Below are 16,282 nucleotides of genomic sequence, written 5' to 3' on the forward strand. Positions count from 1 at the left end.
GGTGCGTCACCCTACCGAACGAAGCGATGAGGAATGTGTATGACTCGGTCGGTAGCAATTCTGGGAACACGGGGCTACCCGAGCTATTACGGTGGCTTCGAAACTTTGGTCCGGCGTCTGGCGCCGCACCTCGTCTCACGCGGTTGGGACGTCACCGTCTACGGGCGCAATAAATCCACCTACGACGCCGACCCGAACCGCGATCCCCGCGTGCAGGTGAGGACGACACCAGGCGTCGAATCGAAGTCCGCCAGCACTCTGTCGTACGGACTGACGTCCACAGTGGACACTGCAGTGCGTAAACCGGACGTTGCACTCGTCATGAACGTGGCCAACGGTTTCTGGTTACCCGCACTGAAGATGCGGGGCGTACCGTCCTTGGTGAACGTCGACGGAATCGAATGGGAACGGGCGAAGTGGAGTAAACGGGCCAAACAGGTGTTCAGGCAGGGTGCCCAGTTGACGGCAAGATATGCCAACGGTCTCGTGATGGACTCGCTCGAAATCCGGAGACGGTGGGAGACCGAGTTCAACCGTTCTGGATACTTCATTCCATATGGCGGCGATGCTGTTGCGCCTCTCGACGTGGTCGACGGTCTCACACCCGGTGAGTATGTGCTCATGGTCGCTCGGTTCGTGCCGGAAAATACAGTTCCCGAGTTCATCGAGGCGGCAGAGGTTCTCAGCCGAAGCCACGATGTCGTCATAGTGGGGTCGTCGGGATACGGCGGGGAACTGGATCGGAGGGTCGAGGAACTCGTGGGGCGATCGGCCCGTATCAAGTGGTTGGGACACGTCAGCGACGACACGAAACTCTTCTCGCTCTGGCAACATGCCGGAGTCTATTTTCACGGACACAGTGTCGGTGGAACAAATCCCGCACTGGTACAGGCGATGGCCTGTGGCGCCCCCATTGTCGCGCGCGACACCGTCTACAACCGAGAGGTGCTGAGAAACGCCGGAATCTTCGTCCATCCGGCCCCCGATGACATAGCGACGGCGTGTCTGGCACTGCTCGGCTCGCCCGATGAACGAAAGGAGCTTTCCCTCAGGGCCCTGGAAGAGGCGAGGACCCGGTACACGTGGGAGTCTGTGTGCGAGAGCTACGGAGAAAGTCTGCTCAGCGTTCTCGACGCGACGCGGTCTGGACTCTCTGACCTTCATCCGGGGCAATCATGCTGACAGGTGCTCTCAACGCATACATTTCGAATGCCAAGGGCAGCGACTATCGTATCGATCAGAGGATCGGCTCCGGCTACCTCGTCGACTTGACCGTGCGTCGACTGTTCATGAAACTTCGGGGATTCGCGAAGTTCCCATCCCGTCAGCACAAGCCATTCATCGGTCCTGGCGTAGGACTCAAGGCCCGGCACCTGATCTACTTCGGCAAAACTGTGACGCTCGACAGTGGCTCGTACATCGACGCCATGTCGTCGCTCGGGGTTACTCTCGGGTCCAACGTGTCGCTGGGGAAGAACTCGCGGATCGAGTGCACCGGCAATATTCAAAACATCGGTCGCGGATTCCACGCGGGCGACAACGTCGGACTGGGAACCGACAACCTGTTCGGCAGTGCAGGTGGAATCGAAATCGGGTCCGACACAATATTCGGTAACTACGTTTCGCTGCATTCCGAAAACCACAATATTTCCGACGTCGATGTACCGATACGACTGCAAGGCGTGACGCGGCAGGGGATTCGGATCGGTTCCGACTGCTGGATCGGTTCTCGCGTGACGATTCTCGACGGAGCAACTATCGGCGATGGTTGCGTCTTCGCGGCCGGCTCAGTGGTCCCGGCGGGGGAGTACGAACCGTACGGAATCTACGGCGGCGTACCTGCGAAGCTCCTGCGCAAGCGGAAGGCGTGAACACCGATGAGTGGAGAAATGATTGTCGTCGCGCATCCGTCCCCCGATCTGTATGGATCTGATCTGCAACTCCTCGAAAGTGTCGCCGCGATGGTGGACGCCGGGCACACAGTGCTCGTTGTGATACCGGAGAGCGGGCCACTCGTCCCACGCCTCGAACACGAGGGCGCTCAGGTGCGGATTGTGCCGATGCCTGTTCTGAGGAAGTCCGCACTTTCTCCACTCGGGCTCGTCCGGTTGGCGTTCGAGAGTGTTGTCGGCCTGATCTCACAGATCCGTTTGCTGCGCGAGGTTCGGCCCGCAGCAGTGTACGTCAACACCGTGACGATTCCGGGTTGGATCATTGCGGCGAAGGCAGCACGAGTGCCGGTGCTCTGCCACGTTCATGAAGCCGAGGACGCCGCGCAGCGCGTGATCCGGACGGGCTTGGCCGCACCGCTCGTGTTTGCCGACCGGGTCGTCGTCAACAGCAATGCATCCAGGATTGCCCTCACAGACGTCATTCCGCAGTTGAATCGCAAGATCGAACGGATCTACAACGGGGTTCCCATGCCACCCGGTCCGACCGTCCCCTCCGACCCCTCCGGATCCGGAACCAAACTGGTGCTGGTCGGTCGGCTGTCTCCACGAAAAGGAATCGATACAGCGATTGACGCGGTCCGAATCTTGCGACTGGATGGATTCCCCGTCGAACTCGACATCTGCGGTACCACCTTTCCCGGCTACGAGTGGTTCGAGGCCGATCTACGGAAGAAGGCCTCCGAACGATGCCTCGTCGACGCAATCTCGTTCTCTGGATACGTGTCTCCCATCTGGCCGGCACTGGAGCGCGGTGACATATCGCTCGTTCCCTCACGTGCAGAACCCTTTGGGAATACCGCAGTCGAAGCGCAGTTGGCGGGAAGGCCGGTGATCGTCTCCCGTATACAAGGCTTGATCGAAATCGTCGAGGACCGCGTAACCGGCCTACATTTCGAGGCCGGTAACGCCCACGACCTGGCGGACAAGATTCGCCAACTGATCACCGAGCCGAGCCTTGCGGCACAACTGTCGACGCACGCGCAGGGAGCCGCGCAACTCAATTTCGGCGTGGAGCGCTACCGGAAAGAGATAGTGCGCACCGTCGATGAGCTGATGGGGGATACCAATGCGTAGGCATTCTCATCCCATTACCTCCGAGACCCCCGGCGAGAACACCGATGACCCAGTATGCCGATTCCGGGTGATCGGCAACGACGCGAGAGAGGTGCACGTTGGTCTCTAGCAACCCGGACCCGCTCGTGTCGATTGTCATCGTCACGTACAACAGTGCTGCGGTGATAGAAAGCTGTCTCGCTCCGCTGAGTGATCGCGACGACATCGAACTCATTGTCTTCGATAACGCCTCCAGCGACACCACCGCGGACGTGGTTCGGGCAGCGAGCCCGCAGGCAACACTCATCACCAGCGACGACAACCTCGGATTCGCTGGCGGGGTCAACGCAGCCGCCGGCGCCTCGACAGGCAAGGCGATCCTACTGCTGAACCCGGATGCAGTGATCAGCGCGGAATCCGTCCTCGACCTGTTTCGATCGATGGAATCGGATACGCGGATCGGGATCGTCGCGCCGGTACTGCACCGGCCGGGACAGCACTTGCATGTCAGGGAAGGCGGCCATGTACCGAACCTGTGGCGCGTTTTCTGCCACTACACCGGCGTATCCCGGTTATCGCATCGCTTCCGGATATTCGAAGGTGCCTACCTTCTGCACAAGCACGCCCTGACAACTCGCGAGGTCGGCTGGGTGTCAGGTGCATGCATGATGGTGCGCTCGAGCACCTGGCGGAAGTTGGGCGGCATGAGCGAACGATGGTTCATGTACGCCGAAGACGTGGAATTGTGCCTTCGCGTACGCGACACCGGCCAGAAAGTCATCATGAATGCCGAGGTCTTCGGAACTCATGCCCTCGGCGGGAGTTCCGGAGACGCGGAGCGCACGGAACCCGGAACGGCATGGATCGAGAATCTCTACGATCTGTACAGATGGAAGATCGCATCCACCCGTCTCGCCAGTATCAGTTGGAAAGCGACGGTGGCGTCGGGATTCGGCGTCCGAGCGCTGGCCTACCGTGTCCGATCGCGACTGAAGCCGGCGACGAGGGACTCTTCCTTGGTCGAAGCGAAGCGCGCCCAAATATTCGCACGCACCGTCCTGCGGCAGAACAGTCGTTTGGTCCGGACAGGCGCCGCGGAGGGAGTGAGTTCGCGATGAACTCGACAATGACGCCCCTGACCCACGGCGCCCGACGCAGCGTAGGAACTGGAGCGACCATCGCTCTCGGAGTAGTGCTCTTTCTCGCATGCATGATGATTGCCGGTCTCCCAGAGCTGTCGATGCTCGTTGGCGCGGCCCTCGTGTTCGGTATCTCTATGCGCCACCCGCAGTTCGGATTGGTAGTCTGGCTTCTCTCCATCTGCTACCTGCCGTTCTGGTTCGGTCTCAGCAAGCCGATGTATCTACCCCCTACGTCCATCGTTGCCTTGCTCCTACTCGGAGCAATTTTCACGCGAAATCGGTGGATTCTGAATCGCTTCGATTTCTGCGTCCTTCTCTTTGCAGTGCTCTCGGTGACGGCAGGTCTCACCGGAATGTCGCGCCCCGGAGACGTGACCAATGTTGTCACCCAGTGGGTTCTGTCCTTCCTCGTAGGCAGGCTTATCATCCAGCGCGTCGGGTTCGATGCGACATACAGGTTGATCACCGTACTGTTTGCGTCGGTCGGCGCATTCGCTGTTCTCGAGTTCTTTCTCGACTGGAATCCGTATTACGAGATGGTGGCGGACAATGCTCAATACCTCGCGTGGGGAAGGCCGCAGGAGCGTGGCGGAATAATCCGTGCGGAGTGGGCCTTCGGTCACTCGATTGCTCTCGGTTGCTCACTGGGCATGGCAATACCCGTCGCACTGTCGAGCAGCTTTCGTCCGGCGATCCGCATCCTGTGCGCCAGTCTTCTGCTCGCCGGGGCGGTGGTTACCTTCAGTCGCGCCGGCCTTGTCACCGCATTGCTTTCGATCCTGATCTACCTGCTGTTCGCGCCGAGCAGGCACCGGCGGCGCGGGGCCATTCCACTGGTCGCGGTGTGTGGTGTGGCGATCATGTACTTTGCGCCGAAGGTGCTGGCGATCTACACGGCGAAGGGCACCACCGTGAGTGCCGAATACCGGGCGGAACTGTCGCAGCTGATTCCGTCGTTCAACCTGCTCGGGCTCGCGAACGGCTACCTCGAACCCTCGCCGGGTGTCTACTATTTCGAGGGCTTCAAGTCGATCGACAGCACTTTCATCCTGCTCGGGCTGAGCTTCGGAATCATTCCACTCGCGATCATTCTCCTCGGTGTGATCGCTATCGTGATTCGTGTTCTGCGGCGAGCGGGCACACCGGCGATGATCGCCCTGGCCTCAGTGATCCCGGCTTTGTTCACGGTTGCCTTGATCACTCAGTTCGGATCTCTGGTTTGGTTCTACGCCGGGCTCGCGGCACTCGCGTGGACAGCGCGCGCGAACACCGACAACACGGCGACATCGGAAGCGGTGGTTTCGACATGATGACCTCGGGCGCCGGAAGCGCAGACCGACCCTTCAGGATTCTGGTGTTGTGGGCGGACGGTGAATCTACCAACCTGGGATTGAGAGCCTTGGCCGAAGGCGTGCGAGAGGTCGCGTCCCGCGCGTGGGGGACCGACTGCGAGATGGTCTTCCACACTCATGCGAGCGAGGGGACGCCCTTGCAACGGAAGAAGGTAATGGCGGATCTCGGCAGGGGCAAGGGCCCAGTCAAGACCGAGATCCACAAGTACGACATTGTCCTCGATACCGGCGGCGGAGACAGCTTCACCGACATATACGGGTTACGCCGCCTCATGCTGATGGCATACGTCCACCGGGCCGCAAAGAAGTCCGGCGTACCCCTGGTGCTCATGCCCCAGACGATCGGACCGTTCCACAGTCTTCTCGGCGGTGTGATCGGCGCGGGTGCACTCAGGCGTGTATCGGCGGTATTTGCACGAGACCCGGTGAGCGCGGACTACTCGATGCAGCGTGGTCGCCCCGTCGATGGAATTTCGACGGATATGGTCTTCGCGCTTCCGATCCCGGAGGTCGCATCGTCTTTGGCACACGATGTCATCGTCAATGTCTCCGGACTGTTGTGGGAGCCCAACAGTCACATCGACTTTGCGAAGTATCGGGAAGCGACATCCTCCTTGATCGAAGCATTGATCAGTCGGGGGCGTACGGTATCCGTCCTTGCGCATGTACTGGATTCCGATATGGCAGACAACGATGTTCCGGCCGCAGTCGCTGTGGCCGAGAACTACGGATCCCAGGTCGAAGTGCTGGTACCGGAGGGTCTATCCGAAGCGCGGTCGCTCATGGCTAGTGCAGAACTCGTTATCGGGGCGAGGATGCATGCTTGCCTGAACGCTCTGTCGGTCGGAACCCCCGCAATTCCCTGGGCATACTCGAGAAAATTCGAGCCGCTGTTGTCGGCTTTGGGATGGGACTGGAGTATCGATCTCAAGACTGTGGGCGATGCGGCGGCGACGACGTTGGGCATGATCGATTCGCTGGATTCCGAGACGGTGCTGGAGCAGACAGCGTCTCTGCGTGCTCGAAGTGACGAGAAGATGGTTGATCTGGTGGCCCACATGCAGAGCCTTGCGACTCGTCAGAGCGTTTCGTAATCAAACTTTCCACGCAGGACGATCGCCACGAAGTGCTTCGAATCGCGCGGCCGGGGAACGAGAAGTCGTAGCGGCACCTTCAATGAGATCAGGTGAAGGCTAGTTGCGGTCAGCCACCCAGCAGCTAATCCGATTGCCGCACCATTTGCGCCCAATCGTGAGCCGAAGAGAAAGAAGAAGGCAACGCTGATTGCGAGCCCGGCTAGCTGATTCACCGTCATCCGCGCACCCTTGTTCTGCGCGGCCAGGATCTGCGCCAACACGTAACCGCCGGCGAGGAATACAGATGCCGAGAGAGCAATCAGTGTGGTATCGACTGCAGGCGCGAACGCTTGCCCGAATATCAGTGGGATGGCAATCGGCGCCGAAAGTGCGAGAGCGACGGTCGGCACGGCGGTGGCAAGCACGGTCACCCGAATTGCGATGCCACTCAGCACCGAAGAGTTGCGATCGGCCACAGCGGCATCCTTGTAGATCACCGCGGTCACGGTATGTGCGATGGTCAGCGGCAGGCCGGCTATCGTTACGGCAATCGCCAGAAAACCCGTCTCGGCAGCGCCGATGACTCCGACGGCCAACACTTGTATTAAAGTAACGTTGGCTGTTTCGGCGATCTGGCTGCCCGAATAGGTGACACCTTCGCGGAACATCCGCGGAATGCTCTCGCGCTCGCCTCTGAGCCGAATACGAGTAAGTGCAAGCCCGGCGACGAAAGAGCTGAACATACTGACGGCTGCGACAATCAGAATCCAATCGAGGGTGAGTGACCCGGCAGCCCAGCCGATGACGATACCGACCGTAAGCGAGATCGGTTGTACAGATTGGACCACCGCGATGCTCCGGTATCGCTGCTCGGCAATGAGTATGCTCTGGATGCATAGTGTTCCGATGAACAGCACCGAACATCCCATCCCGACGATGTAGAGCATGCCGGTATGAGGGGCGATTTCCGACAAAAGTGTCTTCTCGACGAGAATCCCAACCCCTACGGCGAACGGGATTGCTATAGGAAGGACGAGGTACACCGAGCGCAAGGCCCGCGCCGCAGACTCATTCGCGGCTCGCCGTCGAACAACCAGTGGCAGGCCAACGCCCAGAACAACTGGTGTCAGAATCATCGCGGCGAAACACGCGGCATAGTAGCCCCGCCCATCGGGCCCGAGTGCCCGTGCCACGACTGGCGCCGTCAGTAGCGGCGAAAGTTGTACGAGCAGGCGCGACGCAGCGATGATGCTGGGCGAATTCGATACAGAGGACAGTTTTCCGCGTTCGGTCGGTGGGCTCACGCGGTGCGTCATCTCATCATTCCTTCTCGCGCGAGTCACTCGTGGTGGGAGTTGGAGTAGACCCAGCTGACGTACTCGTCCGGGCGCATGTTCCATGGTTTCGCCTTCGCGACGAAGTTCTGTGTGTCTTCATCGAAGCGATACTTCACAATTCTGGCTGGATTACCGGCGACCACAGCGAAGTCCGGAACCTCCTTCGTCACTATGCTCCCTGCGCCGATGACGGCGCCGTTCCCGATGCAAGTGACGGGCGCCAGGATTACGGTATTGGCGCCGATCCAGACGTCATGCCCGATGACCAGAGAAGTGCGGTCGACATCAGACGAAGCATCCACCATTCCCAACGTGGGGTTGTAGAGGTAGGGGTGCAGTCCCAACTTCTCGAAGGGGTGGTTGGCACCGAAACGCCTCACACCGGGGCCGATCGAGACATAGTTCCCGATGGTTGTCCCTCTGTCACATGACGCAGGGTCCAGAAGTGAGCCGTACGAATGGTGGCCGACCTCCAATCCGTGGTGCCGGGAGAGTACTTCCCTGAGAGTCGGCGACTTCATCTCACCGCCTTCGAGGTGCGCAATGAGGCGGCGGACCCGCCGTTGTGCGGGCAACCGGGGATACACGGCTGCCAACATTCTCGCTGTGGAATGTTTGCCTCGAAGTGTCATGTCTCAGCTCCGCCTCGAAGTGTCATCGTTGCCAACGCCGAGCTCGAATGTAGGTTCCCACAGCCGCTCGCGCGGATTTCACCGGTGTCAGGACCGAGAGTCCGAGCAGCCCGAAACCCCTGTATCGCGGTGGCAGATGTCCGGCGACCCGGCCACCCAGCAGCCTGCCCGACAGTGTGCGACGCCGGACGCTCTGGGAGGGTTGAATCGCTGCTACCGAGTCCGGGTCGATGCTGCGGATCGTGATGATGCCCGCGTCTGCTGCCTCGCGAAGCAGTGTCTCACCGCGTGCAGTGCGGGCAATGAGCACACTGACGCCATCGGCATTTGCGAAGTCCGGATAGCCACGCTCATCGGCCCGCCAGTAGTCTCCGGCAGTGATGTCCGCGCTTTCACCGACCCCGTCCGGACATATTTTGCAACGACTTTGGATTGCCGGTCCCAGATAGGATCCCCAGGACACGTCATAGGACGTTCGTGCGACGTTCCCTGCGGTGTCCTGCGCCGTGAACTCGCCGGGCCAGCCGTGACCTCGGTAGCGAAGTGATGCCAACTCCTGGTCGGCTGCGATCCCCAGCTGCTCGACCAGGTTGTCCGTTGCGTGCTGGCTCGGTACTCCCGCGCAGAAGAACGACAACAGAACCGGTCCGTCGGTGCCTCTCAACTGCGTGAGCTTGCGGAGCGCCGACACTTCGCATGGTTTGGCCACCACTGCCGAACTGCTGCTGTCGATATCCACTGTCGGTGTGACGGATACCGGCGCATACCTCGAGCCGGCGGTCCTGAGTGTGTCTTTCGAGGCGGTGACTCGCACTGCCTCGGTACGACGTGGATCGGCGAGGCTGGGCTCCGCGGCATGTACCTGGGCGACACGCCCCGTCTCCAGAAGCCACGTGGACAGCGCAGTGAGAGTGCCACCGCTGCTTCCCTTGAATCTGATCTCGGGGTCGGTGGCATACGCCTCCCAAATCGAGGTGATCGGGCCGAGGATCGCGTGGCGCGTGGACGTCTCAGGCCGCTGCGCCTCGACCATTCGACCGGGACAGCATTGCGCGAACTCGCGAAGGCGGCTGGTGTCGGTGCTCGACTCGTGTCCCTTCTCCGTAACGGGCCGCATGTAGCCGTCCTCGGACAAAGTCATCCTCGTAGCGGGGTCCAGCAAAGCGCATGTGCCGCATCCCGAACAGTTCCCCCGATCGACTACGCGAGCTATCTCTACAAGCAAGTTCGTCTTCTTCACGTCAGGTCCTCCGGGTGTTCATGTTCGTACTGCCAGTCCGAGAGTGCGAGATCGCGATGTTGTGGATGGGATTGGCTGCCACCGCATCTTCTCTTAGGCGTAACCCTCTCTCAACACGGAGCTATCTGCCACCGCACCCGCTGTGTGACTGCAATATGAGAGGTCGAAATGCCGGCATGTCGTAGCTTTCCTGTGTCTACAATGACCTCGGTCGTATTCAGGGGTGCTGCAGCGCATCATCGATGGCGGAGACGATGAGAATCAGGACAGAATAATGCCTGTTCGGTTCCGAGGGAAAGACTTCCGGTGCCACCGGGCACGCAGTCGCATATATGGACGTCGCCAGCTGTGGCGTCGGACACTATGGGCGCGAACTCTGGTTGGTGCCCTTGACCGAGAGTAGGCTCTGAGCGTCGGCGCGAGAGTATTCCTGGCGCCGGGATGTCTGCAGATTTCTGCGAAGTTACGTGGGGTGGATGTGCGGATTCTGGTTACCGGCGGCGCCGGCTTCATCGGATCGAATTTTGTGAATGCGACCGTGCGAGAGCGCCCGGATGTCCAGGTCACCGTGCTGGACGCGCTGACATACGCAGGTTCCCTCTCGTCACTCTCGGCGGTGCGCGAGTCGATCGACTTCGTCGAAGGCGATATCACCGATGTCGACTTGGTCGACGCACTGGTTGCGGAGTCGGACGCTGTCGTGCACTTCGCGGCCGAGTCACACAACGACAATTCGCTCGCGGATCCATGGCCATTCCTGCAGACGAACGTGAGCGGCACCTACGCACTGCTTCAAGCGGTGCGAAAGCACGACGTTCGCTACCACCACATTTCGACAGACGAGGTGTATGGCGACCTCGCGTTGGACGATCCTGCCAAGTTCACGGAGCACACCCCGTACAACCCGTCAAGTCCGTACTCGTCGACAAAGGCTGCGTCGGACATGCTCGTTCGTGCGTGGATCCGGTCCTTCGGTGTACGGGCGACATTGTCGAACTGTTCGAACAACTACGGGCCGTACCAACATGTGGAAAAGTTCATTCCGCGGCAGATCACCAACATCCTGAACGGCGTGCGGCCCAAGCTTTACGGCGCCGGTAAGAACGTGCGCGACTGGATCCACGTCGAGGACCATAATTCAGCAGTCTGGCGGATTCTCGAATCGGGGGAGACCGGCCGCACCTACCTCATCGGTGCAGACGGCGAACTCGACAACCTGTCAGTCGTTCGGATGATCTTGGAGCTGATGGGCAAAGATCCCGATGACTTCGATCACGTCACCGACAGAGCCGGGCACGACCTGAGGTATGCCATCGACTCGTCCACGTTGCGGACCGAGTTGGGTTGGGAACCGCGGTACACCGACTTTCGGCAGGGCCTGCAGGCCACTATCGATTGGTACCAGGACAACCACACATGGTGGGAAACAGAAAAGCACGATGTCGAGGTGCGCTACGCGGCACAGGGGGCGTGACGGTGAAGATTCGACACTTGCAAGTGCCAGGCTCATGGGAGGTAACGCCCGAGCAGTTCGGCGACCACAGGGGTGCTTTCCTCGAGTGGTTCAAGGGCTCGATTTTCGAGGACAGTGTCGGGCATTCCCTCAACCTCGCCCAGGCCAACTGTTCGGTATCGGCCGCCGGAGTGTTGAGAGGAATTCACTTCGCGGACGTGCCTCCCGGACAGGCGAAGTACGTGACCTGTGTGCGAGGCGCCGTACTCGACGTCGTCGTCGACATACGAATCGGATCACCGACCTTCGGCGCGTGGGACTCGGTGCTGCTCGATGATGTCGACCGGCGCGCGATCTACCTGTCCGAGGGACTGGGCCATGCATTCCTTTCGCTCGAGGACAACTCGACCGTGGTCTACCTGTGCTCCACGGGGTACACGCCGGGCGCCGAGCACGGAATCCACCCGCTAGATTCGGAGGTCGGTATCGAGTGGCCGACGACGACACGGGCAGGTGCGCCCATGAAATTCACGCTGTCCGACAAGGACGCTGCCGCCCCGTCTCTGCACGAGGCCGTGCAAGCCGGCATTCTGCCCGGCTACGACAAGGTAAAGGAGTGGGTCAGTGGCCTCGACTAACGAACTTGACAACTCGGATGGCGCCCTCAGTGGTTCGAACGAGTCCCGCATGAGAGGCATCATCCTTGCCGGCGGATCGGGCACTCGCCTTCACCCAATCACCATCGGCGTCAGTAAGCAATTGGTGCCGGTCTACGACAAGCCGATGATCTACTACCCCCTCAGCACACTGATGTTGGCCGGCATCCGGGACATCCTGATCATCACCACCCCCCACGACGCCGAACAATTCCAGCGCCTGTTGGGCGACGGCTCCCAGTTCGGTGTCAACCTCACCTACACCGTTCAGCAAGAACCCAACGGACTTGCGCAGGCGTTCGTACTAGGTGCGCGGCACATCGGTAACGGTCCGGCTGCACTGGTCCTCGGGGACAATATCTTCTACGGGTATGGCCTCGGGCAACAGCTCGACCGGTTTGATCAGGTGGACGGTGGCTCGATCTTCGCCTACTGGGTGGCCGATCCCTCCGCGTATGGAGTGGTCGAGTTCGATGATCGCGGCTTTGCATTGTCACTCGAAGAGAAGCCGGCAACACCCAAATCGAATTACGCGGTGCCGGGACTCTACTTCTACGACAACGACGTTGTGGACATCGCGAAAAACCTCCGGCCTTCGGACCGGGGCGAGTACGAAATTACCGATGTGAACCGCGCCTACCTCGAGCAGGGGCGTCTCAATGTCGAAGTTCTCCCTCGCGGGACAGCGTGGTTGGACACCGGGACGTTCGATTCGTTGCTCGAGGCGTCGAATTACGTGCGCACCATCGAGCAACGGCAGGGACTTAAAATCGGCGTACCAGAGGAAGTCGCGTGGAGGCAAGGGTTCATTTCTGATGACGAGCTGGGTCAACGGGCAGGGGCACTACTCAAATCGGGTTACGGTGCATACCTCCTACAACTCCTCGACCGGGGGCGCACCACACCCTGATGCGTCCGGACCTACGGTCCCGCTGGATCTCTGCCAGTTCCTTCGTCCGGCCGACCGAATGATCAGGGCCTAGGCTGAAGCCGTGCGAGGGTGGAGAGGCTTGGTGGTAGGTCTGGTGTGCGCCCTCGTCTTCGCTGTCGTGGGAGTCGGGGTGGTCGGCTACTTCGTCTACACCGAAGCACGTGTAGACGACGTCCAATCGGTTGACGCCATCATCGTGCTGGGCGGTGAGCACGACGGGCGTGAGCAGTACGCCATGAGCCTTGCTCGCCAGGGCGTATCCGAGAACATCGTGCTGTCGAACGCTTACTGGACAGGCGACAAGCAGATGGCCGCCTTCTGTGCCACCACCGACCCACGATTCACCGTGACGTGCCTTCCACCGGAACCGGGCACTACTCGCGGCGAGGCACTCTTCACCCGCGACCTCGCGGCGCAGCGCGGGTGGACAAGCGTGCTGGTGATCAGCTGGCGCTACCACCTTCCTCGGGCCCGCTACATCTTCTCCCAGTGCTTCGATGGTCGGATCCTGGTGCGGGACGTACCGCGCCGGTACGACTTCAGTTTGGCCGAATGGGAATACACCTATCTGTACCAGACGGTGGGTTTCGTGAAGGCGGCACTTCAGGGTGAGTGTTGACGGGGCGGTGCTCTATCGAAGGCGTCCCGGGATCTTCTCGAAGGCAATGCTGCCCATGTCTGCCACGGTATAACCCAGAATCGCCATCGACACACCGGCCAGCGCCGTCCACGCCGCCAGTAGTGCCGTCCGCCGCCACGGCTCCCGAGGAGGGCGGTCCGCCACTGACCCGACCACCGCGGTGAAGGGTGCGATGGAACCGAGAAGACCAACGCCCACCAAGGCGTAACCGTCACCATGACGCCCGGACGCAACGACGATGCCCAGCACAGCGCAAACGCACATGGTGAGTGCCACGGTGAGGCGACGCACCCCTACGGTCGGGCCGATCACCGTCACTGCGAGGTAGTACAGCACAGCTCCCAGGGCGCCGCCCACCGCAACCCACCACCCGAAATGAGCTGAAGGCAGCGCGTTCACCGGACCTGCCGCCCTAAGCGTGCACCCACCACCGCCGCACCCAGCGCCGCCACAGGCGTGACCAGGAGGTACAACCCCCCCACACGGGGCGACGTGAGCGTGACGCCTTGCACCGCGAAGAAGCTGAAGGTGGTGAAGCCACTCATGACACCGAAAACGACGAAGGTTCGGATCAGCCCGACGGGGCCGCGGGCCGGAACGAGACAGAACAGCAATCCGAAGACGAAGCAACCCATCACGTTGATCGCGAAGGTGGTGAAGGGAAACTCGTCGATATCATCGGGCCACCAGCGCCACAACTGACAGCGCGCCGCGGCGCCTACCGCGCCACCCACCATGACGGCGAGTAGCGTGGCGGGACGCAGCTTCGTATCGATCGCTCAACCTCCGCAGACTGGGACGTTCACCGACACCGTCGGATCATCGACTAACGGCTGCACAGGAACCCGCGCCTCACCGGGCACGGTAGGTTCCGTCAGCTCGTACTTCACTTCGGTCGTGGCGCCCAATCGGATAGGGACGAGGGTGTCGAACACCGGATGTCCCAGCTCCTTTCCGGTGAGGAACATCGTCGGCTTCCCGTCGATGGTCACGTTTCGGAGCTGAGCCCCCTGGGTAGCGAGAAGCGAAAGAGCAGACACGTTGGTCCCCTTGGGCACGTTGAGGGTGTTGATGAACGTTCCCGCCACGTAGTCCGGGAAGTCTGCGGAAGGCACGGTGTTGGTCAATCTCACCGTCACCGTGGATCGTCGCGTATCTCCCTCACAGCTCTCCGCCGTGTAGTCGATCTCGCGCGTCAGGTAGTAGTCGAGCTTGCCGCCCGCCTGATTGTTGATCACCACACCGGCGAACGGAGCGGGGTCCTCGGGAACGGTGTGACCCAGTGGGGTCCCCGCGAGAACAGCTTGCTCGTCCGCCTGGGCGCTCCACACGGCGATGCGGCGCTCACTCACACCGCGGCCCAGTGCATCGAGCAACTTCTGCGGTGACGTGATCTGGCCGGTCATCTTGTCGATCACACGGGCCGCGACGGTCTGCAAATACTGCTTGCGGGCGTTGTTGTCGTCGGCGAAACGGACATAGGAGGTTGATTCGGTGAGTTCGACGACGTTGTCGGCGTTGATCACCTCGCCGTCCGGCATGGTGACCGGTCCGATGGCGCCGAGAACATAACTGAGAGCCACCGGATCGGTGGCGATGGCACCGTCTACCTGCTCACCCGAGTCCTGCGCCCACAGCGACTTCCAGATCTGCGCGGCGTACGGGAAGTGCGAGCTGAGATTACTGTTGCGCGAATCCGTGGTGGGGCGGCTGCGGCCGTACTGGGCGGCGAACTCAGGGCCGAGGTCGAGAGGCTGACTGTTCATGGGCAGGTCGGAGTTGCGTCCCAAAGTGTCGACCCGCGTCACCCCGTCGTTCGCCCGGACGACGCCGTACCCACCCAGCAGACCGCCGGTTCCGCGGGCTTCGGCGTTGGTCTGAAAGGCCATGAAATAGCTGCGGGGGCCGTCGGCGCCGAGCATGCCGGGTGCGATCTCGGCGGCAATTGCCGTGTTACCGAGGAGTTTCGCCAACTCTTCGGTTTGTACTTGAAGTTGGGTTCTGGCATCGATAACAGCTCCGAGGTACGAAGGCTCCTCGATATCCTGTGCCTTGATATTCAATTGTGCAGCGGCAGCGGCCGTCTCGGCGAGTACCGGGGCGGCATCCCGGAGCGGCTGCAGGTTTACCTTCCCTCCGGTCGCGATCAACTCGTTGGGGGCCAATGATGTTCCCGCGGCCACCGCCGGCGTCAGCACCTCGGACGTGAGACCCCGTATGACGGCCGAAATTTGCTGCGACGCCTCGAACGGGCTGCCCAGCCACGGTACGGCCGACGCGATGCTCCACGGGATCGAGTGGGTGTTGTCGAACGCTCGGGACGCGTACTTGTCCGCATCCGCCGACGACCGCTCTGCGTCAACTGGATTACCGTCCAGTAGGGCGTCTTTCGCGAGCTGAGCGTGCTGCCGGGCCTCGGTGAGATTGGCCTGTGCCTCGCGGGCGGTGTATCCGAGCCAGGCCCCGAAGGCCACCACCACCACGGCCGCCACGGAACCACCAGCGATAATGCGACGCCGTCGCTTGTAGGCCTTGCTACGCACCGTGGTGCGCTTACGTACACGCCTGGGGGCGTCTGCTGGGTGAGTTGCGTCCTGGGGGTCAGGAATCTCGTCTCCCGATGTGCCCGTGACGTTGTCGTCCATGCAGATCGGCTCCTGTCTAGTCGGTGGGGTGAGCGTAGCGCGAAGTTCGCTGCTCGTCCCTCTCCGAGTAGAGGACCATCGCTCGGCAAAGTATTGTCCCCCTAACGGAACCCGCAATCCTTCCGAAATCGAGAAGGCGGCCACGAGAGCCGGTGGTGTCAGCAAAGATGGGG

The 16,282-nt window shown here is 61.1% G+C and carries 16 protein-coding genes; 10 read left to right on the forward strand and 6 right to left on the reverse strand.

Features of this window, described 5'->3' with window-relative positions:
- Positions 1–39: 39 nt before the first annotated feature.
- From NOF53_RS17605 to NOF53_RS17630, 6 genes are all read left to right on the forward strand, one after another.
- Entirely contained in the window at positions 40–1,182 is a 1,143-nt protein-coding gene (locus tag NOF53_RS17605; RefSeq protein WP_255971014.1) for a glycosyltransferase, read from the forward strand.
- On the forward strand, positions 1,176–1,871 hold the full coding sequence (locus tag NOF53_RS17610; RefSeq protein ID WP_255971016.1) for an acyltransferase: 696 nt from the start codon (positions 1,176–1,178) through the stop codon (positions 1,869–1,871). The genes NOF53_RS17605 and NOF53_RS17610 overlap by 7 nt, the downstream gene beginning before the upstream one ends.
- Positions 1,872–1,877: 6 nt before the next feature.
- Complete coding sequence (locus NOF53_RS17615; RefSeq protein WP_255971018.1) at positions 1,878–3,026, forward strand: glycosyltransferase family 4 protein; 1,149 nt, start codon at positions 1,878–1,880, stop codon at positions 3,024–3,026.
- A gap of 98 nt (positions 3,027–3,124) precedes the next feature.
- Positions 3,125–4,123, forward strand: a complete 999-nt coding sequence (locus NOF53_RS17620; RefSeq protein ID WP_255971020.1) for a glycosyltransferase — start codon at positions 3,125–3,127, stop codon at positions 4,121–4,123.
- The gene (locus NOF53_RS17625) at positions 4,120–5,457 is read left to right on the forward strand and encodes an O-antigen ligase family protein (protein WP_255971022.1); all 1,338 of its coding nucleotides are present in this window, start codon (positions 4,120–4,122) and stop codon (positions 5,455–5,457) included. The genes NOF53_RS17620 and NOF53_RS17625 overlap by 4 nt, the downstream gene beginning before the upstream one ends.
- On the forward strand, positions 5,454–6,593 hold the full coding sequence (locus NOF53_RS17630) for a polysaccharide pyruvyl transferase family protein (protein WP_255971024.1): 1,140 nt from the start codon (positions 5,454–5,456) through the stop codon (positions 6,591–6,593). The genes NOF53_RS17625 and NOF53_RS17630 overlap by 4 nt, the downstream gene beginning before the upstream one ends.
- Here the strand turns inward: NOF53_RS17630 and NOF53_RS17635 are convergent.
- From NOF53_RS17635 to NOF53_RS17645, 3 genes are all read right to left on the reverse strand, one after another.
- Positions 6,578–7,891, reverse strand: a complete 1,314-nt coding sequence (locus NOF53_RS17635) for a lipopolysaccharide biosynthesis protein (RefSeq protein WP_255971026.1) — start codon at positions 7,889–7,891, stop codon at positions 6,578–6,580. The two genes, NOF53_RS17630 and NOF53_RS17635, sit on opposite strands and share 16 nt — an antisense overlap.
- A gap of 23 nt (positions 7,892–7,914) precedes the next feature.
- The gene (locus NOF53_RS17640) at positions 7,915–8,433 is read right to left on the reverse strand and encodes a CatB-related O-acetyltransferase (RefSeq protein ID WP_255971028.1); all 519 of its coding nucleotides are present in this window, start codon (positions 8,431–8,433) and stop codon (positions 7,915–7,917) included.
- Positions 8,434–8,566: 133 nt separating this feature from the next.
- Positions 8,567–9,685: a Coenzyme F420 hydrogenase/dehydrogenase, beta subunit C-terminal domain gene (locus NOF53_RS17645; protein WP_255971030.1), complete on the reverse strand. Its 1,119-nt coding sequence runs from the start codon at positions 9,683–9,685 to the stop codon at positions 8,567–8,569.
- A 577-nt stretch (positions 9,686–10,262) separates the two neighbouring features.
- Here NOF53_RS17645 and rfbB point away from each other — a divergent pair.
- The 4 genes from rfbB to NOF53_RS17665 all read left to right on the forward strand — a co-directional run bounded on the left by rfbB (position 10,263) and on the right by NOF53_RS17665 (position 13,443).
- The gene (gene rfbB / locus NOF53_RS17650; RefSeq protein ID WP_255971032.1) at positions 10,263–11,258 is read left to right on the forward strand and encodes a dTDP-glucose 4,6-dehydratase; all 996 of its coding nucleotides are present in this window, start codon (positions 10,263–10,265) and stop codon (positions 11,256–11,258) included.
- Positions 11,255–11,875 carry a dTDP-4-dehydrorhamnose 3,5-epimerase family protein gene (locus NOF53_RS17655; RefSeq protein WP_374212629.1) on the forward strand — a complete coding sequence of 207 codons (621 nt, stop codon included), beginning with the start codon at positions 11,255–11,257 and terminating at the stop codon, positions 11,873–11,875. The genes rfbB and NOF53_RS17655 overlap by 4 nt, the downstream gene beginning before the upstream one ends.
- 49 nt (positions 11,876–11,924) lie before the next feature.
- Positions 11,925–12,803, forward strand: coding sequence for a glucose-1-phosphate thymidylyltransferase RfbA (rfbA, locus tag NOF53_RS17660; protein ID WP_255971036.1), 879 nt, complete (start codon positions 11,925–11,927; stop codon positions 12,801–12,803).
- A gap of 82 nt (positions 12,804–12,885) precedes the next feature.
- Complete coding sequence (locus NOF53_RS17665) at positions 12,886–13,443, forward strand: YdcF family protein (protein ID WP_255971038.1); 558 nt, start codon at positions 12,886–12,888, stop codon at positions 13,441–13,443.
- A gap of 12 nt (positions 13,444–13,455) precedes the next feature.
- On the opposite strand, the gene NOF53_RS17670 is transcribed toward NOF53_RS17665, so the two are convergent.
- The 3 genes from NOF53_RS17670 to NOF53_RS17680 are packed head-to-tail and all read right to left on the reverse strand — an operon-like array spanning position 13,456 to position 16,109.
- Complete coding sequence (locus tag NOF53_RS17670; RefSeq protein ID WP_255971040.1) at positions 13,456–13,863, reverse strand: hypothetical protein; 408 nt, start codon at positions 13,861–13,863, stop codon at positions 13,456–13,458.
- Positions 13,860–14,201: a fluoride efflux transporter FluC gene (locus NOF53_RS17675; protein ID WP_255971042.1), complete on the reverse strand. Its 342-nt coding sequence runs from the start codon at positions 14,199–14,201 to the stop codon at positions 13,860–13,862. Before NOF53_RS17675 ends, NOF53_RS17670 begins: the two co-directional genes overlap by 4 nt.
- A gap of 42 nt (positions 14,202–14,243) precedes the next feature.
- On the reverse strand, positions 14,244–16,109 hold the full coding sequence (locus NOF53_RS17680) for a DUF4012 domain-containing protein (protein WP_255971044.1): 1,866 nt from the start codon (positions 16,107–16,109) through the stop codon (positions 14,244–14,246).
- Positions 16,110–16,282 lie beyond the last annotated feature (173 nt).

The sequence above is a fragment of the Rhodococcus tibetensis genome (assembly GCF_024438035.1).
GTDB classification, from domain to species: domain Bacteria; phylum Actinomycetota; class Actinomycetes; order Mycobacteriales; family Mycobacteriaceae; genus Rhodococcus_F; species Rhodococcus_F tibetensis.